This is a genomic window from Clostridium sp. DMHC 10, from assembly GCF_001270375.1.
GTDB lineage: Bacteria > Bacillota > Clostridia > Clostridiales > Clostridiaceae > Clostridium_S > Clostridium_S guangxiense.
This window is the reverse complement of record NZ_LGVB01000015.1, coordinates 2977345-3001371: the sequence shown is the minus strand read 5'-3', so window position 1 is coordinate 3001371 and position 24027 is coordinate 2977345. Positions and strand designations below refer to the sequence as shown.

Sequence of the window (24027 nt, the reverse complement as noted above, 5' to 3'; positions counted from 1 at the left end):
TAAAAACTCTAAAATCTAATTTGCAATCTTTTATTTTATGGCCTCTCGTATTTTATTTCTCATATTTATTGCTTCTTCTCTTGCACATGCCTCAAACTTTTCTTCTCCACCATCTTTTTTTCTATATGCTAAAAGTATTCCTCTTGAAGAATTTACAACTCCACCATTACCTTCTGTTAAATACAAACTTACATCTTTTGCAGTGCCACCTTGTGCACCATATCCTGGAATTAAGAAAAACATATTTTTAAAATTATTTCTTATCTTTATTCCTTCATCTACATGAGTACATCCAACTACCGCTCCAATAGAAGAATATCCGCATTTTCCTTTAAGCTTCTCTCCCATAGAATATATTTTTTCTCCAACCTCATCGTACACTCTCTTTCCGTTTGAAGTTTCTATATATTCAATATCCTCTGCTCCCTTATTTGATGTTCTCAAAAGTACAAAGGCACCTTTTTCATTATCTCTAATATAAGGTATATATGGCTCAATACTATCCATTCCCATGTATGGATTTAAAGTTACAATGTCGCTTTCAAAATCTCCTGTAAAATGAGCTTTTGCATACATTTCAGCAGTTTTGGCTATATCCCCTCTTTTTATGTCTGCAATAGAAATGGCATTTTCATTTTTAAGATATCTCAAAGTATTTTTATACGCTTTAAGTCCTGCAATACCATATGCCTCGTAATATGCAATTTGAACTTTATAGCAAGAAACAACATCTATAGTCTCATCTATTATTTTTTTATTAAAATTAAATAATGCATCTTCTATATTTTCATACTTATCCAAAAATTTTTCTGGTATATAACTTAAATCTGTATCCAACCCAAGACACACATGTCCTTTTTCCTTAACACTATTATAAAGTTTATCAATAATCAAAATATACACCTCACACTTATAGATAAACAACTTGAAATCTTAAAATTATAAGTTCCAGGTTTATTCTAACAAATTCCATCAAAAATTTTTTTAGCTAATTTAAAACTTCAATGTAGTCTATTTTAATATTTTCTATAGACGGTTCTTCCACCTTTCAATGTTCTTAAAATTTCTCCGTACACTTCCATTCCATTAAAAGGTGTGTTTTTGCCCTTTGATTCAAATTTGCTTGAATCTATTTTGTATTTCTTATTTAAATCCAGTACAACTAAATCTCCTTCAAAACCTATATCGATTCTACCCTTATTAAATCCAAGAATATCAGAAGGATTTTTTGACATTATCTCTGAAAGTTTATTTAGCGCAATATTATTTTCTTTAACAAGTTTCGTGTAGCATATAGAAAATGAAGTTTCTATTCCAGACATTCCAGGTGCTCCATTTTTCTTATCCTCTTCTGAATGAGGAGCATGATCTGTGCCTATTGCATCTACAAATCCTTCTTTTATTGCTTTTATTATAAAGTTTACATCACCTTTTTCTCTTAAAGGTGGATTTACTCTATAATCAATTTCATTTGTAAGAGCTATGTGATGCGGTGTTACTTCACAAGTTATATTACTAAAGCCTTCTTTTTTGGCATTTATAATACAGAAAAGTGCTTCTTTCGTACTCACATGGCATACATGCAAATTGCATCTAACAGTTTTTGCAAGCTCCACATCTCTAAATGTTGCTAAATTTTCTCCAAGCCTTGAATCAGTAGCAAAAATTTCTTTATCATCTTCGTGATCCATTAACACGAAGCCTTTTTCTTTTATCTTCTTCATAGCTTCAAACATTACTTTGCTGCTAGCTACACCTTTTCCATCCTCTGAAATCACCTTAACTCCATCTTCTAATAGATCAAGATGGGATATATCTTCTCCCTGCATATCCTTAGTTAAGCTTACTGCCTGACTTACATCTATTAGTCCTATTTGTTTAACTTTGTTTTTAACATAATTTACTACCTTCATGTCGCTGCACACTGGCTTTGTATTTGCCATAAGATTTACAGCCGTATATCCGCCTCTCACTGCTGCTCTACTTCCGCTTTCAATATCTTCCTTATAGGTAAGACCTGGATCTCTAAAATGACTGTGTAAATCTACAAAAGATGGCATAACCACATATCCTTTTAAATCTAAAACTTCACAGTATTCCTTTAGATTCTTTCCTATTTTTTCTATTATGCCATTCTTAATATAGATATCACCCACAAAATTTTTTACAAAAATCTATAATTTGAGCATTTTTTATTAAAAGATCCATTATCAAAGCCTCCTATAGGATATTTATTTTGTATATTTCATCACAGTATTCGCACTTATATTCTCCGGTTTTTTCATCCACAAGTTTAAATTTATGAGGAATATACTTCTCTAAAGATGTAACACATCTAGGATTCTTACACTCTATCACATTTTCAACTTCCTCAGGTAATTTCAACTGTATCTTTTCTTTTATTTTTTCATCTTCAATTATATTAATTGTAATATTAGGATCTAAGAATCCAAGCACCGCTAAATCCAAATCCATAACATTTTCTATTTTAATCATATCTTTTTCGACATTTTTACGACTAGAAGCATTCATTATAAGTGCTGTAGGGAAATCGGCCTCATCAAGTTTAAGATATTTATAAATTTTTATTCCGTGTCCTGGTTTTATGTGATCTATTACTATGCCATTTTTTATACTGTTAATTGTAAGCATACTATAATACCCCCATTAATTTAGCCATTAAAGCCATTCTAACGTACATTCCAAATTTAGCTTGCTTAAAATAGCAAGCTCTTTTATCGTTATCAATATCATAGGATATTTCATTAACTCTTGGGAGTGGATGAAGTATTATCATATCATCCTTAGCCTTTAAAAGCTTATTTTTATCCAATATATAACTATCCTTAAGTCTTATATAATCTTCCTCATTAAAAATCTTTCTTTTTGAACTCTTGTCATATAAAGTACATCTAAAGAATCAATTACGTCCTCTATTCTCTTAACTTCTTCGTACTCTATATTATTTTATCCAGTATCTCTTTCTTTATATAATTAGGAACTTTAAGTTCGTCTGGAGATATAAGAATTATTTTATTATTTTCATATCTTGATAAAGCTTTTATAAGTGAATGAACTGTTCTTCCAAATTTTAAATCCCCACACATTCCTATGGTTAAATTTGAAAGCTTCCCTTTAATTTTGCTCATGGTTAAAAGATCTGTAAGTGTTTGAGTTGGATGTTGATGACCACCATCTCCGGCATTAATGACAGGAATTTCTGAATACATAGAAGCGATTTTAGGTGCTCCTTCTTTAGGATGTCTCATTGCTACAATATCTGCATAACAGGATACTATCCTTATTGTATCTGCAATAGTTTCTCCTTTTGATACTGAAGTTGAATTAGGCTCCGAGAAACCTATAACCTTACCACCAAGTCTAAGCATTGCAGCTTCAAAGCTAAATCTTGTTCTTGTACTTGGTTCATAAAATAATGTAGCTAATATTTTACCATCTGCTGCATGTGAATATTCTTGAGGATTCTCTATTATCTTACTTGCCAGCGCAAAAATCTCCTCTATTTCTTCTTTTGAAAAATCCATTGGGTCTATTAAACTTCTACCTTTTAACATAAACTTTCCTCCTTCTTAGTTTCTCTGAACTAAATTTAAAGGTATTTTGTAAAAAATCTGCAATAAAAAAACCTTCCCTTTTACAGGAAGGTATAATACACCAATATAGACTAACATTCTATACATACCTTCCCAGCCTCACAGGACTAGCATTAAAGGTTCCATATTCTTAATTCATACTAACATTTTGATAGTCATTTGTCAATAAAAACATTGCCTTTGTGACAGTTTCTTTTTCAAAATATTAATATTGAGTAAACCCTTATTATTGAATCACCTAAACTCTCATTTTTATGATATAATTTCAATTATATAGATAAACCGCTTCAAGTTTCAATGTGATTTATCTTTAATACAATTGAAAGTAGGGATAATTTTGGTCGAAAAAATTATAGATATAATAATTATTATACTTGGCAAATTAGGTTATGCGGGAACTTTTCTTGGTATGTTTTTTGAAAGTGCGTGTATCCCTATTCCAAGTGAAGCAATACTACCTTTTGGTGGATATTTAAGTTCTCCTTCCGCACCAACTCATCAAAAGTTAAACTTAGTTTTAATGATAATATCCGGAACATTAGGTGGTATATTAGGTTCAATAGCAACTTACGAAATAGGGGCTAGAGGTGGAAGAACTCTTGTTGAAAAATATGCTGACAAACTTCATTTATCTAAAGAAAAAATAGCTAAAAGTGATGCTGTTTTTGCAAAATATGGTGATAAAATAGTTTTCTTTTCAAGGCTTTTACCTATAATAAGAACTTTCATATCACTTCCAGCTGGAATTGCAAAAATGAATTTCACTAAATTTGTACTATATACTTCTTTAGGTTCCACTCTTTGGAGTGTAGTTTTAGGCTACGTTGGATACGTAATGGGAAATAACTGGCAAATGATTCGTCCATATTTTCACATAGCAGATTACATAGTTGCCGGCGCTATAGTGCTATTCATATTATATAAAATATTTCAGAAAGTAAAAAAATCAAGAGAAACTGCTTAAAAACAGAGTACAGTGGAGGCATTTACCTGAGAGAAGCGAAAGGTAAATCCGCCTCCACTGTACTCTGTACTCTGTCAATTATACTCTAATTAATACCATTTCCTCTAAAGTTTTAGTTGATTGAAGTGCTCTTCTTGATATTTAAAAGCGTTAACTGGGCACTTTTGCACACATCTTTGACAGGCTATACAATTTTTATCAAAATGTATTTTTTCATCAAACTTGATGTTATTTACCGGACATCCTTTCTCACATTTCTTACATTTTATGCATACATCATAGTCAACAGTGAGATTTTTTTTAGCAAAGTTATTTAGAACTGGCTTATATAGCTTATACACTAATTTGCACAGCTCAGTTATATAAAGCGACTCTTTTTCTATATACACATCATCTCTAAGAAAACTTTCTACTGCCGCTTGAGCTTCGTTTTGAGCCTCATTTTTCATCTCTATTTTTTTATCTTCAGTAGTTGCTTTAAACTTACCTAAATAATAGTTATTCGGCATTGGAATCGATCTTACGTACACTATGTTATATCCTTTTTTCTCTAGCAGCTTGCTTATTTGCCTTCCACCATATCCAACTGCTGATGCTTGAGTTGATAAAACGATGCATCTTTTATTGTCCGCCTCAGGCAATTTTTTTGATAACCAATCCACAAAAATATTAGGAAAAATCTCAACATGAATAGGTGATGCAAAAACATAGAAATCATACTCATCTTTTAAAGTCTCATTATTTTCTATATTAAACAAATCACATTGAATATTTCTTTTTTGAAACTCACCACAAATGAGTTTCACCATATACTCTGTATTGCCTGTACCCGAAAAAATATTATTATTCCCTTCATAAATTTCACCTCCATATATTTGTATTTTATAAATATATAATAATTCATTTGTTTTTGATTATCCATAAAAACTTAAATATAGTTAAATTTCTAAGTAATACATATAACAAAAATAAAAGATTTCTCATACAGAGAAAATCCTTTTATTTTTGTAGTACAATTTATTTTATACGTTAAATAATAAATCTGAATAAGTTGGGAATGGCCATGCTTCTTTTGCAACTATAACTTCAAGTTTATCAGCAACTTCTCTTAAAGCAGCCATTTTTTCAAAAACGTCAAATTTATAAGCATAAGCTTGTTCATATCCATCAGTTTTAGATGCTGCTCCTTCAGTTGAAGCTTTAAGTGCTGCAATGCCTTTGCTAAGTTCTGCTGTAAGTGATGAAACTTCTGTTACTATTTCAGTTTGAACTGAAACATCTGCACTAGGTACTGCTGCTTTTATAGTATTTATAGATGCAGCTGCATCAGTTGCATATTTTATAACAGCTGGAAGTATTTTCTTTGAAGCCATATCTATCATTGTAAGTGCTTCAATGTTTATAGTCTTTGAGTAGTTTTCAAGTGAAACTTCATAACGTGATTCCATTTCAACTTTACTCATTACTCCAAGCTTTTCCATAAGAGCTATATTCTTTTCGTCTATAAGTGCTTTTGTAGCTTCTACAGTAGTCTTTATATTTGGAAGACCTCTCTTTTCAGCTTCAGTAACCCATTCATCTGAGTATCCATTTCCGTTAAATACAACTCTTCTGTTTTCTTTAACGAACTCAGTAACGATTTTTGAAACTTCTGCATCTACGTCTGCTGCACCCTCAAGTCTATCAGCTACTTGTGATAAAACTTCAGCAACTATTGAGTTCAAAATGCAGTTAACACCTGAAACTGGTGCTGATGATGGTGGCATTCTAAATTCAAATTTATTTCCTGTAAATGCGAATGGTGATGTTCTATTTCTATCTGTTGCATCTTTTGTAACAACAGGTATTGTTGTAATTCCTAAATCAAGTTTGCTTCCGCTCTTTGATCCTGTTAAAGCACCTTTTTCGACTTGCTCTAATACATCTTCAAGTTGTTCACCTACGAAGATTGATATTATTGCTGGAGGAGCTTCATTTGCACCTAAACGGTGGTCGTTTCCTGCATTAGCAGCTGAATATCTAAGTAAATCAGCATGTTCATTTACTGCCTTTATTACAGCACTGAAGAACAATAAAAACTGTTTATTGTCATGTGGAGTATCTGTTGGATCTAATAAGTTCATTCCATCATCTGTAGCCATTGACCAGTTATTATGCTTTCCAGATCCATTTACTCCTGCAAATGGTTTTTCATGAAGTAAGCAAACAAGACCATGTTTTAATGCAGTTTTCTTTAATGTTTCCATAACAAGTTGGTTATTATCTGCAGCTAAATTAGCATCTGAAAATATAGTTGCTAATTCGTGCTGTGCTGGAGCAACTTCATTATGCTTTGTTTTAGCAGTAATTCCAAGTTTCCAAAGTTCCTCATCAACATCACTCATGAATGCTGCAACTCTTTCTTTTATAACTCCAAAATAATGATCATCAAGTTCTTGTCCCTTTGGAGGCATTGCACCAAACAATGTTCTTCCTGTAAATATTAAATCTTCTCTTTCATCATAAGTCTTTTTATCAACTATAAAGTATTCCTGTTCAGGTCCAACTGTTGTTAAAACTCTCTTTGATGATGTATTTCCAAGTGCTTTTAACACACGCATTGCTTGTCTTGATAATGCTTCACTTGAACGTAAAAGAGGAGCTTTCTTATCTAGAGATTCACCTGTATATGAGCAAAATACAGTTGGTATACACAATGTATTGTTTTTTATAAATGCTGGTGAAGTAGCATCCCATATAGTATATCCTCTAGCTGCACAAGTAGCTCTCAATCCACCTGAAGGGAATGATGATGCATCAGGCTCTCCCTTTATCAATTCTTTTCCTGAAAATTTAAGAATAGTTTTTCCTTCAGTTGGAAGTGAAACAAATCCATCGTGCTTTTCAGCAGTTGTTTCAGTTAAAGGTTGAAACCAATGTGTATAATGAGTGACCCCTTGTTCAACAGCCCAATCTTTCATAGCATTTGCAACTTCATCTGCTACAGAAATATCTAATGGAAGCCCTTTTTCTATAGTGTTTTTTAATGCTTTAAAAGCAGGTTTTGTAAGGCGTTCCTTCATAACTGATTCATTAAATACATTTGAACCAAATATCTTGTCTAACTTTTTCATTTTTTATCCCCTTCCAAAAATAATTATTTCAATTTAAAGCTTAAATAAAAGCTTAACTTTTAATATTATAATTTCATATCGCTGATACTACTATAATAATATAATTATCAAAAATTTGCAACATAAAATATTTATTTTTTAATTTACACAGCTAAAAATTCAAAATCTTATTTTAATTACTACAATATTTTAAATTTATACGTTTTCATAGAATACGAACAAGGTTAAGTAATTTCGATAGAACCTTCGCATTATGCCAATTCATACTTAATTTATATACACAAGGGGCCGTCACACTAAAAAAATTTTGACAGCCCCGTTTATTTATTAATATTTACTTTTTAGCTTCTGCTGAACTTAACAATGCAAAATCAGAGTAAGCAAGCATTCCCATTTCCGGTATATCTAATCCAGCAATTTCATCCTCAGGTTTAACTCTAATTCCCAAAGTTTTATCAAGTATCTTCCAGAATATAAATGATGATCCAAGTCCCCAAGCCATTAAAGTAATTACAGCTACAAGTTGCGCTCCTAATTGACTAGGATCTCCATAAAATAAACCTTTTACCGTTCCTGCAACGCCATTAAGCCCATTTCCATAACTTCCATCTGCAAATAATCCAAGGGCAATCATTCCCCATATCCCATTTACACCATGTACCGAAACAGCTCCAACTGGATCATCAATCTTAAATTTATCTTCAACTACACGAACTGCTAGGCAAACCAAAACTCCAGATACACATCCAATTATAAATGCTGCTACACTATTAACAAAGGCACACGGTGCAGTTATGGCAACAAGCCTGCTAACGCACCATTACACGTCATAGCCGGATCTGGCTTACCATATTTAATCCACATATACACCATAGCTACAAAACCACCAACAGCACCAGCTATCATTGTATTAACTGCAACAACTGCAATTCTAAAATCATCACCATTAGTAGTACTGCCTGCATTAAATGCAAACCATCCAAAGAATAGTATTATTGTTCCAATTACAGCCATAGGAATGTGATGTCCAGCTATTGCAACAGATTTTCCTTCCTTTGTAAACTTACCAATACGTGGTCCTATTACTATAGCTCCAGTTAAAGCAATCATTCCGCCCATACCATGAACAACAGAAGAACCGGCAAAATCCAAAGCTCCATGACCTAATCCTAAAGTTTTACCTATTTGAGAAAGCCATCCGCCTCCCCACATCCAATTTCCGAATAAAGGATAATATAAAAGTGATATAAAGAATGAACTTATTACTACAGCAGAATATTTCACTCTCTCTGCCATAGCTCCTGTTGGTATAGTGCATGTGGTATCCATAAACACCATCTGGAAGAAGAACAATGCAAATATTCCAACATCATAAGTTGAACCACTTAACATAAAACCTTTAAGTCCAATTATATTCCCGAATTCATGATTAAGTGCTTGAGTACCACTTCCTAGTGTACTCCAACTTCCTACACCTCCGAACATAAATGCAAATCCTGTAAGATAAAATCCTATAGTACCAACAAGAAATACCATTAAGTTCATTGCCATAGTATGCATGGCATTTTTCGCCCTTACAAATCCTGTTTCAACCATTGCAAATCCTGCCTGAAAGAAAAATATTAAGCAGCCTGTGAGTATTACCCATACATAGTTTATTCCAAGTGTATTCTTTCCAACTTGATTTGCAACTTCCTCTGCTGTAGGCTTGCCTGGTTTAGCAGCACTAATATCCGCTGATGTTCCTATTTTAGTACCAGATGGATCATTTACTGCTGCAGAACTTTTTGCAAAAGCGGTCATACTGAATATACCAGTTAATAAAATTATTAATATTATGCCAATAGATATTTTAGAAATTTTTTTCATAATTATAGCCCCCCTATATAACCTTAATTTTAAATTGCAGTATCTCCTTTTTCTCCAGTTCTAATTCTTACTGCTTCTTCTACATTGTAAACAAATATTTTTCCATCTCCGACATTACCTGTTCTAACTGAATCGCTGACTTTATTTACTATATCGTCAACTATTCCATCACTAACTACCACTTCAACCTTAAGCTTATGAAGCAGAGTTATCTCCATTTCTGCCCCTCTATAAAATTGCTTTGAACCTTTTTGGTTGCCGCATCCTACTATGGTTGATACACTCATTCCTTTAACGTTAAGCTCATTTAACGTCTTTTTAAGCTCCTCAAGCTTCTCAGGTCGTATAATTATTTCTAGTTTTTTCATTCGCCTTTCACCTCCAAATTATTAAATTTGTTACTTTTCATCGTTAATATTTATTAAATAATTAATTTAATAATAATATTTAAAATTGATAAAAATATAGTGTGTACAGCTAAAAATTGTTAACTGATTACGTTTTATTAATTTTTTTACAAAAATCCGCTTTAAAACAAAAAAGTTTTTACATTTAACACTATAAAATATAAAAAACAATAAAAAATACCACAATTAAATTGACAAATGTATTATATTAATATATTATTGTTAATATTGATAATTAATAAGTGATTTGTTGATTATATTAAATATGAAAATGATACAACGGGGGCTAATAATGAAATCAAGAATTTTAAAAACATTAGTAATTGCAGTAACCTGCACTGCTACTATTGGGTTGTCAGCATGTGGAAGCAGTGGTGGGACAGGCAGTAGTAAATCTGCTGGTTCAGCGAAAAAAATAGTAAATGTGGGGATAATGAATGCGCCAAGCGGATTTAACGCATTGGATTCTTCCGATGTAGCACAAAATGATATGACACAAATTTTATTTAAACCACTTGTAGAGCTTGATGGTGATTTTAAATTTCAGCCATCATTAGCTGATTCTATTGATACAACGGATAACAAGACTTTTACTGTAAAACTAAATAAGAAGGCAAAGTGGACGGACGGAAAGCCAGTAACAGCAGATGATACTATGTTTACACTTGGGCTTATAACAAATCCCAAGGTTGCTTCTACAATTGCATCTAAGTTCAATATATTAAAAGGCTTAGATGATTCTGGTAAAAACACTTCAGGACAGAATAGTTTTGAAGGAGCTAAAAAATAGATGATCATACTATACAACTTGTTACAAAGGACAATGTTAATAAAGCAATATTTGAAGATATGGTTGGTCAATATTTAAAAACTGTTCCACAGCATGCGCTTAAGGATGTACCGTTGGATCAAATGTTTAAGGCATCATTCTTCCAGAATCCTACTGTGACAGATGGTCAATTTAAATTAGTTACATATAAAAAAGATCAATATGTTCAAATGGCAGCTAATAAAGATTATTTTAGAGGGGCACCTAAGCTTACACAACTTAACTTTAAAATAATGCAGGGAACTGAATTAACTGTACAACTTCAAAGTGGCGAAATTGATATGAACGATCCTCTTATAGGTACAATACCTAACGATGATATCGAAAAAGTTAAGGATATGAAAAATATTGATGTTATAAAAGAAAAGGCATCAGTTAATGCTCAAACTTTACAAATGAACGTAAAAACTATACCTGATGCTAAAGTAAGAAGAGCTATTTCTTATGCAATAAATAGAAAGCAAATAATAAAGAATATAATAAAGGGTGCGGCAGAAGAAATTATTGGAGTATATCCACCATCAAGTCAGTTCTTTGATAAGGATATAGATTATGCTAGCTATGACCCAGCAAAAGCAAAAGCTTTATTAAAAGAAGCAAATTGGGATTCAAGCAAGGTATTGAAATTTAATGTTCCTATTGGAAATACCGGTCGTGAGCAGGCTGCAAATGTTATAGCTCAAAATCTTCAAGATGTAGGAATAAAAGTTCAAATTCAAAAATATGACTTTGTTACAAGTTTGTCTCTTGGTAAAAAGCATCAATTTGATTTATATATAGTTGGACTTCAAGTAGATCCTGTTAACCCAGATGTATCAGCATATATAGGTACAGGTCAAACCTTAGACTTAAGCGGATACAGCAATCCAACAGTAGATGCACTTTTACAACAAGGAAAAACAACTGTAGATTCTGCAAAGGTTACAGATATTTACAACAAAGTTCAAGAAGCATATAGTAATGATGCACCATCAATTGGGGTGTATGCACCACTTGGTATGGGAGCTGTTAATAAAAGAGTAGTAGGCGTAACTCCAAAATCAGTTGGAATGTATGTGGACATTGAAAAATGGGACGTAAAATAAAAAAAATTAGAAACATTAAAAATAAGGTGTTAATAGTTTAAAAGGCTATTAATGCCTTATTTTTTAAAATTAAGTTTGTTGGATAGAATATTAAATTTGTCGAAAATTTACCTAAAAAATTGACATATCTATCAAATTACAGTATTATAAGCAATAAGGTAGTTAACAAATAGTTAATTTTATTAAAAAAAGTTTTACAAATGAAACATTAGGGGGCAAAAAAATGAAAAAGAAACTTGTTAGAGCCGTAATTTTAGCTTTAGTATGTACTACTAGTTTGACTTTGTCAGCTTGTGGAAGTTCAAATAGTAGTGCTTCAAAAAGTGGAAATGCAAAGAAAGTCGTAAATATTGGTATAGTTAATGCACCAAGTGGATTTAATGCACTTGATTCATCAGACCAAAGCCAAAACAACATGACAGAAGTTTTATTTAAACCGCTTGTTGAGCTTTCAAATGATTTGAAATTCGTTCCAGGGCTTGCAGATTCAATAACTACAACAGATAACAAGACGTTTGCTGTAAAATTGAACAAAAATGCAAAGTGGACAGACGGAAAACCTGTAACAGCAGATGATGTTCTATTTACCTTAAACCTCATAACAAATCCTAAAGTTGCAGCTACAATTGCATCTAAATTCAATATGCTTGCTGGATTAAATGATGCAGGAAAGAACACAAATGGTACGGATGCTTTTGATGGGGCTAAAAAAGTGGACGACCATACTGTAAATTTGATAACTAAGCAGCCTGTTGATATAGTTGTATTTGAGGATTTAATAGGACAATATTTAAAAACAGTGCCAAAGCACATTTTAAAGGATACTCCACTTGACCAGATGTTTAAAGCAGCATTTTTTCAAAATCCTAATGTAACAGATGGGGCATTTAAACTTGTTACATATAAAAAAGATCAATATGTTCAAATGGCAGCTAATAAAGATTATTTTAGAGGAACACCTAAACTTTCACAACTTAACTTTAAAATAATGCAGGGAACTGAATTAACTGTACAACTTCAAAGTGGTGAAATTGATACAAATGATCCTTTGGTAGGTCAACTTCCAAAATGACGATATTTCAAAGCTTAAAAGCTTGAAAAATATAGCAGTTACAAAAGGCGATCCTAGCGGAATACAGGTTATGGAAGTCAATGTTAATAGAATTTCTAACGCTAATGTAAGAAAAGCTATTTCATATGCGATAAATAGAAAACAAATAGTTGATAATTTACTTAAAGGTGCTGGAGAAGAAATTGTAGGACCTTATCCTAAATCAAGCAGTTTCTTTAATAAGGATTTAGATTATCCAACTTACAACCCAGCAAAAGCTAAAGAATTATTAAAAGCAGCAAATTGGGATTCAAGTAAGGTTTTAAAGCTTAACGTTCCTACTGGCAACACTGTTCGTGAACAATCTGCTAACGTAATAGCACAAAATCTTCAAGAAGTTGGTATTAAAACTCAAATTCAAAAATATGATTTTGTTACAGCTTTAAATCTTGCTAAAAAGCATGACTATGATTTATTCTTAGCTGGTTTTACTTTTGATCCTGTTAATCCAGATATAACAGCCTATATAGCAAGTGGTCAAATTCTTGACTTAAGTGCATACAGCAACAGTCAAATGGATTCAATTCTTGCACAAGGTAAAGTTACTGTAGATAAAGCAAAACGTACAGAAATTTATAACAAGGTTCAAGAGCTTTATGTGAATGATTCACCGGTAATTGGAACTTATGCACCAAGCAGCATGACTGCTGTTAATAAAAGATTAACATATGGTGGAGCAACAGCATTTGGAATGTATGCTAATCTTGAGAAGTGGGATGTTTCTAAGTAAGAGCCTTACTGAAACGATAAATAAATTTATAAATCTAAAAAGCCTAGTTGTTAGCCTTTTAACAACTAGGCTTTAAAGTTTTATTTAATATAATTTATTTTTGTAACTAAGGATACCGAATGAAAAAAGGCTAATTATATAATTAGATTATGTTTTAAAAGAATATTGATAAAAATTTAAGGAGGCTAATCAAATGAGTGCATTTTTAGGTAAGATTCATTATTGGTTGTTTAATAAAATTCAGCTGCATGAAAAATTAATAGAAAATATAACAGAACTAGCTGAAAGAAATGGTTATAATAGCAAGGCTATGCTAAATGAGAGCTATTCTAAATATGGAACTCCTGTAACAGGTTCACTTGAGGACAATATAGAGCATGATAATATTCATGGATGGCTTCAGCAAAGAATAATAAGTGTAGAAAGCCGATTAGCATATATAGTAACTGAATTGTTAAGGAATAATGCTGTTAAAAAAGAAGATATTGCTGATATCTTTTATCAAAGTGGAGTAGATACGATGAAAAAACTTGAAATAAGCGGTGGCTCACCACAAGAACTTTTCAATTTAGTTTTTGATTATATGCTTGAAGGAATGCCATGCGATAGGGTAAATGAAATAATTGAAGATAATGAAAATGTTATCGCATGGAAAACTACAAGAGATCTCCATAAGGAATATTGGGATGAGGCTCATGGAGATGTTAATAATTTTAATTATTTTGTAGATTCGTGGATTAATGGATTTTTAAGTGCCAGTGATACAGGATACAAGTACTTTAGAGAAGAAAATGACATAAGTACAATAAAAAAACTGTAATTTTATAGATGAAATTATTTTAATAATTAAAAAATATGTAAGGAAAAATAACTCATATTAAAGCTGCATTAAATATGAGCTATTTTTGTTTTCAAAGAAAAGTTTTTGGCATTGTAGTTCACACAATCTAATTTCAAATGATATAATTATAAATATTTAAAAGCAAAGAAAGAGGTTAAAATAAATGGAATTACCTATTGAGCTTAAGCTAGCTATAGAAAATCAGCTTGTTGGCATTAAACATTCAAAGCTAGCGCAAGATGCACAAACACTTAGTAAAAAATATAGAACTGAAAGTGGTCATGGAAAGCGCCTTCTTACAGAAAGTAATGAAGCAGTAGCCTATTCAGTTGTAAGAATGCCAGCAACATATGGAGCAGTTTATTCGGCGCTTAAGTATACTTTAGATTTAGCTGATTGCAATATAGAATCATTATTAGATGTTGGAGCAGGAACAGGAGCTGCTTCGTGGGCTGCAGATTCTCTTATTGATTTAAAAAGTATTGTATGCTTAGAAAGAGAAAATGCAATGCGCGAGGTTGGTCAAAAAATGATGTCAGAAGGAAGCCAGTTTTTAAGAAGAGCAAAATGGATAGAGTATGATTTGACAAAGGCTGATATCACTGAAAAGGCTGATTTAGTTATTGCATCTTATGTACTAAATGAGCTAGATGACGATGAAAGAATGAAGGCAGCCTACAAGCTGTGGAAGGCAACTAATAAAATAACTTTGATTATAGAACCAGGAACTCCTGTAGGGTATTCACATTTAAAAAAGATACGTGAATATTTATTAGGAGAAGGAGCACATATAGTAGCACCATGTTCACATGAAAATAATTGTCCACTTGAACAGGATGATTGGTGCCATTTTACCTGTAGAGTACAAAGAAGTAAATTACATCGCCAATTAAAAGAAGGAGAAGTTCCTTATGAAGACGAAAAATTTGCATATTTGGCTATATCACGTGAGCCGTATAGAACTGCAGATGCACGTATCTTGAGGCATCCTATTACTGGAAAAGGTAGAATAACTCTTGATATTTGCAGCATAGATGGAATAAAAAAAGTAAACATTTTTAAAAGAGATGGTGATTTATATAAAAAGGCGCGAAAAGCACAGTGCGGAGATGAAATACTAATTAAATAAGTCTTTAAAGGGGCTGTCGCACTAAAAATTGTTAAATTATGATTTATAAATATTGAGAACAAATTTAAGTGAAGGGTTTTTTAACTTCACTTCGCTTGTTAAAAGACTAAGGTTTTTCGTTATGCGAAAAGTGAAGGGTTTTGACTTTGTTCTACTTGTCAAAGGTGAAGGGTTTTGCCACGGCAAAAGGTTAAGGAATATTTTTTTTTCTCCGTTTCTCTACGAAAAATAAATAATTTAAATAAGTTAAAGATTTTTCGTAGTAAAACGGAGGAAAATCAACCTTAATCTTTTACAGAAGGTAAAACCCTTCACTTTTTTACGTGCACGGCATCGTAAAACCCTTAACTTACTATTATAGTTAGTTTGCGATATTTAACAATTGCGACTAAATATATTTTAGTGCGACATCCCCTTTATAAGCTTTTATACTTCTCATCAGTTATTTTCTGTGGATTACCTATTTATATTATTGAATAATAAGATTAGTAATGTTATTATGGTATAAATGATAAACTGAAAAATATAGAACGTTTTCATAATGATGATAGTAAAATTGAACCACGTATGAAAAAGTAACTGGAAGGTTGAAATGCAATGACTAATAAAGAAAATATTGTGAGAAGGTTAAGAGAATGTTCTCTTAAAATTGATGGACAAAAGGAATATGGAGTTACAGCAAAAAATATTGCTGATAGTTTAGGTATTCAAAGAAATATGGTTAGTCATCTTTTAAATGTCTTAAATAAAGAAGGAAAGGCAATAAAAATAAATACTAGACCTGTTTATTTTATAGATGCGGATGTATACAATAAGAGGAAAGGAGACTTAAAGTTAGTATCAAATTATTTAGATAATAAGAAAAGTGACTTTAAAGAAGGAAATACTAATGAAGTATTTAAAAAATTAATAGGATATAATGGAAGCTTAAAGTATGTGGTGGATCAGTGTAAATCAGCAGTTTTATATCCCCCAATGGGTCTTCCTATACTTCTTATTGGCAGTTCTGGGGTTGGAAAAAGCTTTCTTGCACAAATAATATATGAATTTGCAAAAGCATCAAACTCTATAGAAAACCCTGAAAGGTTTGTTATATTTAACTGTGCAGAATATGCCAATAATCCAGAACTTCTTTCAGCAACTCTATTTGGCTCAGTAAAAGGCGCTTATACTGGAGCTGAAAGGGATAGACCGGGACTTATAGAAGGAGCAGATGGAGGAGTACTATTTTTAGACGAGATACACAGACTGCCACCTGAAGGGCAAGAAAAATTATTTCTATTTCTGGATAAAGGTATTTTTAGAAGACTCGGAGAAGCAGGAAGATGGAGAAATGCCAAGGTAAGGATGATTTTTGCCACTACTGAAAGTCCAAAAGATAATTTTCTTCAAACCTTTTTAAGAAGAATACCTCTTATAGTTAATATACCTAATTTTCAAGAAAGACCTCTTAGTGAAAAACTTGAAATTATTCAAAGTATTTATAAAAAAGAAGCTATAAATATAAAGAAAGACATACTTGTAAGCAATAAAGTTGTAAACATTCTTCTAAAAAGCAAGAGTGGGGGAAATATAGGAGGGCTTATAAATGCAATAAAGCTAAGCTGTGCCAGTGCTCTTGAAAGCTCAAATTATAAAAGCATAAAGGTTCTTAAAATAAAAATAAATAATTTGCCAATTGATTTCATGGAAAACTTTGATGGAATTTTAAGTAATGTGAATTTTGCGGATATGTTTATATCCTGTTCTGGTACGGAGGATACCAATTATTTTAATAAAAGTTCCGGCAGCATATCAGATTTAACCTCAGAAATTTTAAAATTTGTAGAGGAGCTTAAAGAAAATGAAACTACGCAGGAAGAATTTTTTAGAAAGTGTTTAGATAACTTTAATAAGTTAGTTGATGAAATAATATTTAATGAAATTGATAAGAAGAGAAATGCAGTTATGTTCAATTCTATGAAAAAAATTACTGAAAATATTTTAATGTACATAGAATGTGAATATGGAATAAAATGTTTTGCCAATAGCTCAGAAATAATAACTTACATAATAATATATTTTATGGAATATTATAATGAAGATGAAGAAAATGTAGATGAACTAATAGATTATATGAGTATAAAATATCCAAAGGAATATAAAATAATAATAAAAATAATTGAAACTATTGAAGCGAACTTAGATATAGCCTTAAATAAAATATTAAATTTATATATGCTAGTTTATATTAAGTCTTTTAACCAAAAAAGAAGAAGTGACAGGACAAATGCAGTATTAATTGCACATGGATATTCAACAGCAAGCAGTATTGCAAGTGTTGCAAATAGAATGCTTGGGGAATATATTTTTGAGGCTTTTGATATGCCATTAGAGCTATCTAGTCCTGAAATTGTGGCTAAACTAAATTCTTACATAAGAGAAACCAATATTTCAAATGGTTTAATAATTTTAGTGGATATGGGCTCCCTAGAAGGAATACATAAAGGTATAACCAAGGAGTTTTATGGCGATCTTGCTATAATTAATAACATATCTACGCAGCTTGCACTAGACGTTGGAAATAGAATATTAAATTCAGAATCTGTTGAACAAATTGCAAAAGAGGCAGTTAAGGGTAATGTATCAAAATATAATTACATACCTTTAAGTAAAACTAGAAAAAATGCTATAATAACTACATGTCTTACAGGTATAGGAGCGGCTAAAAAAATTAAAGATTTGATGGATAAATGTCTTGCAAATAATGAAGTTGAAGTTATTGCCTATGACTATGAAAGTCTTAAGGGAAATGGAAAAGAAGGAAATATATTTAAGCAGTATGATGTGAGGCTTATAATTGGAACAAGCGATCCTAAAATAGAAGAAGTTCCATATATATCTATAGAAAATTTTATAATGAAAAAAGGAGAAGCTTTGCTGAAAAACGCCTTAAGAGATGTAGTGGATATTAAAATAATAGATAAGATTAATAGAGAAGTAGTAAAGCTATTTACACTTGAAAATGTAATTAATTATTTAACCATATTAAACCCTTCTAAGATAATAGATCAAGTGGAATGTGCCCTTTATAATCTTGAAATAGGAGTTTGTTTTAAGTTTCCTAATGATCTCAAGATAAGTTTATATATACACATATCTTGTATGATTGAAAGATTAGTAATAAAAGATCCTATTATGAATTACAATAAATCAGAAGAATTTCAAAAGTATCATATACACTTTATAGAATTAGTAAAAAAAGCCTTTAGTGTAATAGAACAGTTTTATAAAGTTGAGATACCAATATCGGAAATAGGATTTATTTATGACAGTATAAAAAACAAAGTCAATGATTTCAATCTCTAAACCATGCCAAATAGTTATGTACACTATTTGGCATGGTTTTTGCTTTTATTATTTATATAAAAAAATAAAGGGGGATAAATTATGAAACCAAATATCTTATTAGTTCGTATCGACAATAGACTTGTACATGGTCAGGTTGGAGTTACATGGACATCTTCACTTGGAGCTAACCTACTAGTTGTAGTGGATGATGAAGCTGCAAACCAGCCAGTTCAGCAGCAGTTAATGACAATGACAGCAGAAAGCTCTGGAGTAGGAATCAGATTTTTTACAGTAGAAAAAACTATAAATGTAATAGGAAAAGCAGCACCATCACAAAAAATATTTATAGTTTGTAAGACACCAGAAACAGTTAAAAAGCTTGTGGACGGCGGCGTTCCAATTGAAAAGGTTAACGTAGGAAATATGCACTTCTCAGAAGGAAAAAGAGCAATCACTAAAAAGGTATATGTAGATGACAAGGACTTAGAAAATTTAAAGTATATAAAATCAAAGGGCATAGATGTATATATACAAGATACACCTGGAGATATAAAGCACGATATTGAATAAAAGGGAGGAAAGGCAATGCATAGTATTACACTAATTCAAGGTATTTTACTATCTATTATGGCTATCATATGTGGATTTGATTTTTGGCTTGAAGGTTTATATATATTCAGACCAATAATAGTTTGTACATTATCAGGACTTATTTTAGGAGATCTCCATACAGGACTTCTTGCAGGTGCATTAACAGAATTAGCATTTGCAGGTTTAACACCAGTAGGAGGAACTCAGCCTCCAAACCCTATTTTGGCAGGTGTTATGACTACAGTTATAGCATATACAGCTAAACTGGATGTCAAAGCAGCAATTGGACTTGCGCTTCCATTTAGTTTTCTTATGCAGTATATAATATTATTCTACTATTCAGCTTTTTCAGTATTTATGGGAAAAGCACAAAAATATGCTGAAGATGCAGATACAAAAGCTTTTGCAAGGCTTAATATTTTAACTACTTTAATAGTTGGAATAACTTATGGAGTTTTGGTTTTTTTATGCGCATATGTTGCCCAAGAACCAATGAAAGCTTTAGTAGCTAGTATGCCTACATGGTTATCTCATGGTTTTGAAATAGCAGGAAACATTTTGCCAGCTGTTGGATTTGGTCTTTTATTAAAAGTAATGTTAAAAGTAGAATTTATTCCTTATTTAATAGTAGGTTTTGTAACAGCATCCTTTTTAAACTTTACAAATTTACTTCCAGTAGCACTTATTGGAATAGCTTTAGCACTATATCATTTCTTTAATGAAAAAAATGCTAGAGATAGAGATGAAGAATTAAAGAAAAACATGAAAGTTGGTGAAGATTACAGTGAAGGAATCTAATAAAAAATTAACTAAACAAGATATTACCAAACTGGGATTGAGAACAGTTTTACTTCAGGCAAGCTTCAACTATGAAAGAATGCAGGCCGGTGGTTGGACTTATGCACTGCTTCCATTTCTTAAAAAAATCTATGGAAATGACAAAGAAAAATTATCTCAAGCTATGAAAGATAACTTAGAATTTATAAATACTACACCTACTACAGTTGGCTTCTTAATGGGACTTATAATATCCCTAGAAGAAAATAATGAAGAAAGAAGTCTTATAAAGGGCTTAAGAGTAGCTTTATTTGGACCACTAGCTGGTATTGGAGATGCTATATTTTGGTTTACAGTACTTCCTATAGTGGCAGGTATTTCAGCATCGTTTGCAAGTCAAGGAAGTGTACTTGGCCCAATAATATTTTTCGCTTCATATGTATGTATTTTTGCATCACGTATTTTATGGACACGCCTTGGCTATAATTTAGGAGTTAAAGCAATTGATACCATACAGAAAAATTCAAAACTTATTTCTAAATCTGCTACAATACTTGGTGTAACAGTAATAGGAGCATTAATAGCTTCATATGTTCACATAGATGTTGTATATAAGGTGGCAATAAGTTCGGGACATTCAATTTCAATACAAAAGGATTTTCTTGATAAGATATTTCCTAATCTTCTTCCAATGGGATATACACTTTTAATGTTTTTCTTCTTAAAGAAAAAGAATATAAATCCAACAATACTTATTTTATTTACATTCATATGTGCAATTTTATTATCAGCTTTAGGGGTGCTATAAAATGGAAAATATCTTAGTTATAACAGGTCACGGTAGATATGCAACTATGGTAAGAGGGTCAATAGAATTTTTGGCTGGAGGAAATGAGGGAATAGAATATATAGATTTCACAGAAGATGATAACGATGTTACATTAAAGGAGAAAATGAAAAAAACCATGGATAGGCATAAAGAAGATACAGCTTTATTCATATGTGATATTTTAGGTGGAACTCCTTTTAAATGTGCAGCTGAACTCTCTATTGAAAATAAAAATATAGAAGTAATAGCAGGCTGTAATGTGGGCTCTATTATAGAAGCTATATTTCAAAAGGATAACATGAGTATATCAGAGCTTGCTGATTTCGTGGTGAATTCTAGCAAAAATTCTACAGGAAGATTCATTAAGAATTTAACTAGTAACAATTCTAATGATGAAGAAGATACCATAGGTATTTAAAAAATATTGCGAAGCATACTGCTTTGCAACATTAAAAAAAATTCTATAAATCTAATGTAAAAAAATCATAAAATACTAAGATATTTCAATAACTCGCTATAGCTCAGACAGATTGAAATATCTAAGTATTTTATGATTCTTTTACCAAGATTTATTAGAATTTTTTTTAAATCGTTTCTTCAGCAGTATTGCTTCGCCTTGGATCGATGTCAATATTTTAGACACAAAAAGTCGAACTTTTTTATGCAATTTTTCTTGATAGCTCCTCACATTGTTGAGGAGTTATATATCCAATACTTACTATAGTGTTTGTTGAGGCAATGGTATATCCATTTTCAGCAAATTCTTTAACGCATATATTCAATATTTTTTTACAAATTACGCTAATTTATTTTTTTAGGCTATGAATATTAGACTTTTTCATATGTATGTAACAATATTGTAATAAAAAATAGTTTTTTTGTAACCAAATATTGTATGGTTAGTGATAAATTATAGCTATAGTCATAAATTAATATATTTCTTAAGGTGGTAATGTTAAATGTTAAACAATATCATAAATAAGCATAATAGTGAGAAAAAATCATTTCATTATTTATATGCATATTAGTACTAATTTTATTATTTGTTTTTATGCCATCATTGTCATTAAATAACAAATTAAAAACTAAAACCACAAAAAAAAGTTAAAGTTTCAAACTTCAAAAATAGCTTTATCTAAAAGCAATAATTTTATAAATACAAATACTTCCAAAAGTAAATCAAACAGCTTTATCTCAAATAATGTTGAAGCTGACAGTAACATTTCTAAACCTAACCTTGATTCATCCAAGCAACCTATTCCAAGCTATGGAGTAAAAGTTGAAGATGCTTTCAAGGAAGATGGTAAAAAAACCGCATACTTAACTTTTGATGATGGACCTTCAACCACTGTAACACCAAGCATATTAAATACTCTGAAAAATTACAATACACATGCAACTTTTTTCTTGCTTGGACAAGTTATAGAAGAAAATCAGAATTCTAAATATTTAGTTAAAAGAATTTTTGATGAAGGTAATTCAATAGGAAATCACACTTATTCTCATAATCTTAAGCTATTGTATCCTAATAATATACTAAATATTAATCAATTTATGAGTGAAGTAGATAGAACATCCAATATACTAAAAGGAATTTTGGGACAATCATTTTCTACAAGAGTTATTCGAATGCCCGGTGGATATATGTCAAGAGTTTATTATAAAGATCCAAATTTAGCAAACTTCAAAAATACTCTTTCTCAAAGGAAAATGGTAACTATAGATTGGACTGCCTATGATTTTGATGCAGAAGGAGTAAAAAAGAATGCTTATGAACTGCTTAACAATGTTAAGACATCAGTAGGGAAGAAAAATAAGGTAGTTATTTTAATGCATGATACATATGGTAAGGAGGAGACAGCAAAAGCCTTACCTATGATAATAGACTATTTAAAATCAACTGGCTATGAATTTAAAACACTATACTAATATAGGAAAAGGTACTATCTGAAAAGCGAAGGATGCAATTACCAAAAGCTAATTCAATTTTTTTATTTAATGCAACAGCCATACTCCATATTGCATAAAAAATAAATGTTCCCAAAATTTTTTTAGGAACATTTATTTTTTTTATGTAGTCTTTTGACATACTTTAAAAATTATCTTTTCGTATTCTATCATAATAGTCAATTACATGATTATCATATTCCTCATTTATAAGGCATGACTTCATTAAGAAATCTGCTGTAGATTGATTCATTGCAATCGGAATGTCATATAATACAGAAATTCTAAGGAGTGCCTTTACATCTGGATCATGAGGCTGTGCTGTAAGAGGATCCCAGAAAAAAATCATTATATCTATTTTTCCGTCTACAATGCTTGCCCCTATTTGCTCATCACCGCCCATAGGACCACTTTTAAAACCTTTAACAGTTAACCCTGTTTTTCAGATATAAGTTTAGCTGTAGTTCCAGTTCCGCACAAATCGTGTTTACTTAAAACATCAACATTTTCTTTAGCCCACTCTATCAACGCTTGTTTTCTATTATCATGTGCTATTAACGCAATTGTCTTCTTTGCCCCTGTTTTTTCATTCATAACCTTACCCCCAGTACTTTACTATAAGTCTTTTTATATTTTAATTTTGTGATATTAAATCTTAAAACATGACATTATTATATCATATCTTTCATAATTCATGTTAAAAATAAATGAAAGTCTTTTTATAAATTCCTTATTTTATTGTATAAAGTAATGATAGTAAGAATCATTTATTAATATTTTTATTATATTTGTATTATAAATAGACAAGCCTATGCATAGAATTTATTAATGTATATCTTAAAATTGATGCAAACCTCGTGT

Annotated in this window: 21 protein-coding genes and 3 pseudogenes; 13 read left to right on the top strand and 11 right to left on the bottom strand. The window is 31.1% G+C overall.

Annotated elements, in window-relative coordinates:
* Positions 1–30: 30 nt before the first annotated feature.
* The 4 genes and pseudogenes from pyrF to pyrB all read right to left on the bottom strand — a co-directional run bounded on the left by pyrF (position 31) and on the right by pyrB (position 3575).
* Complete coding sequence (gene pyrF, locus AGR56_RS16410; protein ID WP_053243116.1) at positions 31–894, bottom strand: orotidine-5'-phosphate decarboxylase; 864 nt, start codon at positions 892–894, stop codon at positions 31–33.
* 122 nt (positions 895–1016) lie between these two features.
* Entirely contained in the window at positions 1017–2156 is a 1140-nt protein-coding gene (locus AGR56_RS16405) for a dihydroorotase (RefSeq protein ID WP_347460503.1), read from the bottom strand.
* Positions 2157–2220: 64 nt separating this feature from the next.
* The gene (locus AGR56_RS16400; protein WP_053243115.1) at positions 2221–2652 is read right to left on the bottom strand and encodes an aspartate carbamoyltransferase regulatory subunit; all 432 of its coding nucleotides are present in this window, start codon (positions 2650–2652) and stop codon (positions 2221–2223) included.
* Position 2653: 1 nt separating this feature from the next.
* Positions 2654–3575 (bottom strand): annotated as a pseudogene (gene pyrB, locus AGR56_RS16395) (aspartate carbamoyltransferase).
* A gap of 376 nt (positions 3576–3951) precedes the next feature.
* Here pyrB and AGR56_RS16390 point away from each other — a divergent pair.
* Positions 3952–4578 (top strand): DedA family protein, encoded by a 627-nt coding sequence (locus AGR56_RS16390; protein ID WP_053243114.1) that lies wholly within the window; start codon positions 3952–3954, stop codon positions 4576–4578.
* Between the two features lie 104 nt (positions 4579–4682).
* Here AGR56_RS16390 and AGR56_RS16385 read toward each other — a convergent pair whose 3' ends face one another.
* The 4 genes and pseudogenes from AGR56_RS16385 to AGR56_RS16365 form a co-directional block, all read right to left on the bottom strand.
* Complete coding sequence (locus tag AGR56_RS16385) at positions 4683–5417, bottom strand: EFR1 family ferrodoxin (RefSeq protein WP_278279716.1); 735 nt, start codon at positions 5415–5417, stop codon at positions 4683–4685.
* A 183-nt stretch (positions 5418–5600) separates the two neighbouring features.
* The gene (locus tag AGR56_RS16380; RefSeq protein WP_053243112.1) at positions 5601–7691 is read right to left on the bottom strand and encodes a glutamine synthetase III; all 2091 of its coding nucleotides are present in this window, start codon (positions 7689–7691) and stop codon (positions 5601–5603) included.
* A gap of 334 nt (positions 7692–8025) precedes the next feature.
* Positions 8026–9560: pseudogene (locus AGR56_RS16370) on the bottom strand (ammonium transporter).
* Positions 9561–9589: 29 nt separating this feature from the next.
* Positions 9590–9928 (bottom strand): P-II family nitrogen regulator, encoded by a 339-nt coding sequence (locus tag AGR56_RS16365; protein WP_053243109.1) that lies wholly within the window; start codon positions 9926–9928, stop codon positions 9590–9592.
* A gap of 331 nt (positions 9929–10259) precedes the next feature.
* On the opposite strand from AGR56_RS16365, the gene AGR56_RS23025 reads away from it, so the two are divergent.
* From AGR56_RS23025 to AGR56_RS16310, 11 genes are all read left to right on the top strand, one after another.
* A complete protein-coding gene (locus AGR56_RS23025; protein ID WP_053243108.1) occupies positions 10260–10757 on the top strand; it encodes an ABC transporter substrate-binding protein in 498 nt (165 codons plus the stop codon).
* Complete coding sequence (locus AGR56_RS16355) at positions 10754–11881, top strand: ABC transporter substrate-binding protein (protein WP_084757096.1); 1128 nt, start codon at positions 10754–10756, stop codon at positions 11879–11881. Before AGR56_RS23025 ends, AGR56_RS16355 begins: the two co-directional genes overlap by 4 nt.
* 223 nt (positions 11882–12104) lie before the next feature.
* Positions 12105–12953, top strand: coding sequence for an ABC transporter substrate-binding protein (locus AGR56_RS23020; RefSeq protein WP_053243106.1), 849 nt, complete (start codon positions 12105–12107; stop codon positions 12951–12953).
* 22 nt (positions 12954–12975) lie between these two features.
* Entirely contained in the window at positions 12976–13722 is a 747-nt protein-coding gene (locus AGR56_RS23015; protein ID WP_053243105.1) for an ABC transporter substrate-binding protein, read from the top strand.
* Positions 13723–13915: 193 nt separating this feature from the next.
* Positions 13916–14542, top strand: a complete 627-nt coding sequence (locus AGR56_RS16340; protein ID WP_053243104.1) for a hypothetical protein — start codon at positions 13916–13918, stop codon at positions 14540–14542.
* A gap of 184 nt (positions 14543–14726) precedes the next feature.
* Positions 14727–15692 (top strand): small ribosomal subunit Rsm22 family protein, encoded by a 966-nt coding sequence (locus AGR56_RS16335; RefSeq protein WP_053243103.1) that lies wholly within the window; start codon positions 14727–14729, stop codon positions 15690–15692.
* A 597-nt stretch (positions 15693–16289) separates the two neighbouring features.
* Positions 16290–19040 (top strand): sigma-54-dependent transcriptional regulator, encoded by a 2751-nt coding sequence (locus tag AGR56_RS16330; RefSeq protein ID WP_053243102.1) that lies wholly within the window; start codon positions 16290–16292, stop codon positions 19038–19040.
* Between the two features lie 81 nt (positions 19041–19121).
* Entirely contained in the window at positions 19122–19592 is a 471-nt protein-coding gene (agaB, locus tag AGR56_RS16325; RefSeq protein WP_053243101.1) for a PTS galactosamine transporter subunit IIB, read from the top strand.
* A 15-nt stretch (positions 19593–19607) separates the two neighbouring features.
* Complete coding sequence (agaC, locus tag AGR56_RS16320) at positions 19608–20411, top strand: PTS galactosamine transporter subunit IIC (RefSeq protein WP_053243100.1); 804 nt, start codon at positions 19608–19610, stop codon at positions 20409–20411.
* Positions 20398–21198 (top strand): PTS galactosamine transporter subunit IID, encoded by an 801-nt coding sequence (agaD, locus tag AGR56_RS16315; RefSeq protein ID WP_053243099.1) that lies wholly within the window; start codon positions 20398–20400, stop codon positions 21196–21198. Before agaC ends, agaD begins: the two co-directional genes overlap by 14 nt.
* Before the next feature lies 1 nt (position 21199).
* Positions 21200–21637, top strand: a complete 438-nt coding sequence (locus AGR56_RS16310) for a PTS sugar transporter subunit IIA (protein ID WP_053243098.1) — start codon at positions 21200–21202, stop codon at positions 21635–21637.
* 241 nt (positions 21638–21878) lie between these two features.
* On the opposite strand, the gene AGR56_RS23010 is transcribed toward AGR56_RS16310, so the two are convergent.
* Together AGR56_RS23010 and AGR56_RS22260 are read right to left on the bottom strand one after the other, a co-directional pair.
* A complete protein-coding gene (locus tag AGR56_RS23010; protein WP_278279665.1) occupies positions 21879–22001 on the bottom strand; it encodes a hypothetical protein in 123 nt (40 codons plus the stop codon).
* Positions 22002–22331: 330 nt separating this feature from the next.
* Complete coding sequence (locus AGR56_RS22260; RefSeq protein WP_242851506.1) at positions 22332–22469, bottom strand: hypothetical protein; 138 nt, start codon at positions 22467–22469, stop codon at positions 22332–22334.
* Between AGR56_RS22260 and AGR56_RS19770 the strand changes: the two genes are divergently transcribed.
* Positions 22411–23148: a polysaccharide deacetylase family protein gene (locus AGR56_RS19770; RefSeq protein WP_347460549.1), complete on the top strand. Its 738-nt coding sequence runs from the start codon at positions 22411–22413 to the stop codon at positions 23146–23148. The genes AGR56_RS22260 and AGR56_RS19770 overlap by 59 nt on opposite strands.
* 163 nt (positions 23149–23311) lie before the next feature.
* On the opposite strand, the pseudogene AGR56_RS16300 reads toward AGR56_RS19770, so the two are convergent.
* Positions 23312–23760: pseudogene (locus tag AGR56_RS16300) on the bottom strand (methylglyoxal synthase).
* Positions 23761–24027: the final 267 nt, after the last annotated feature.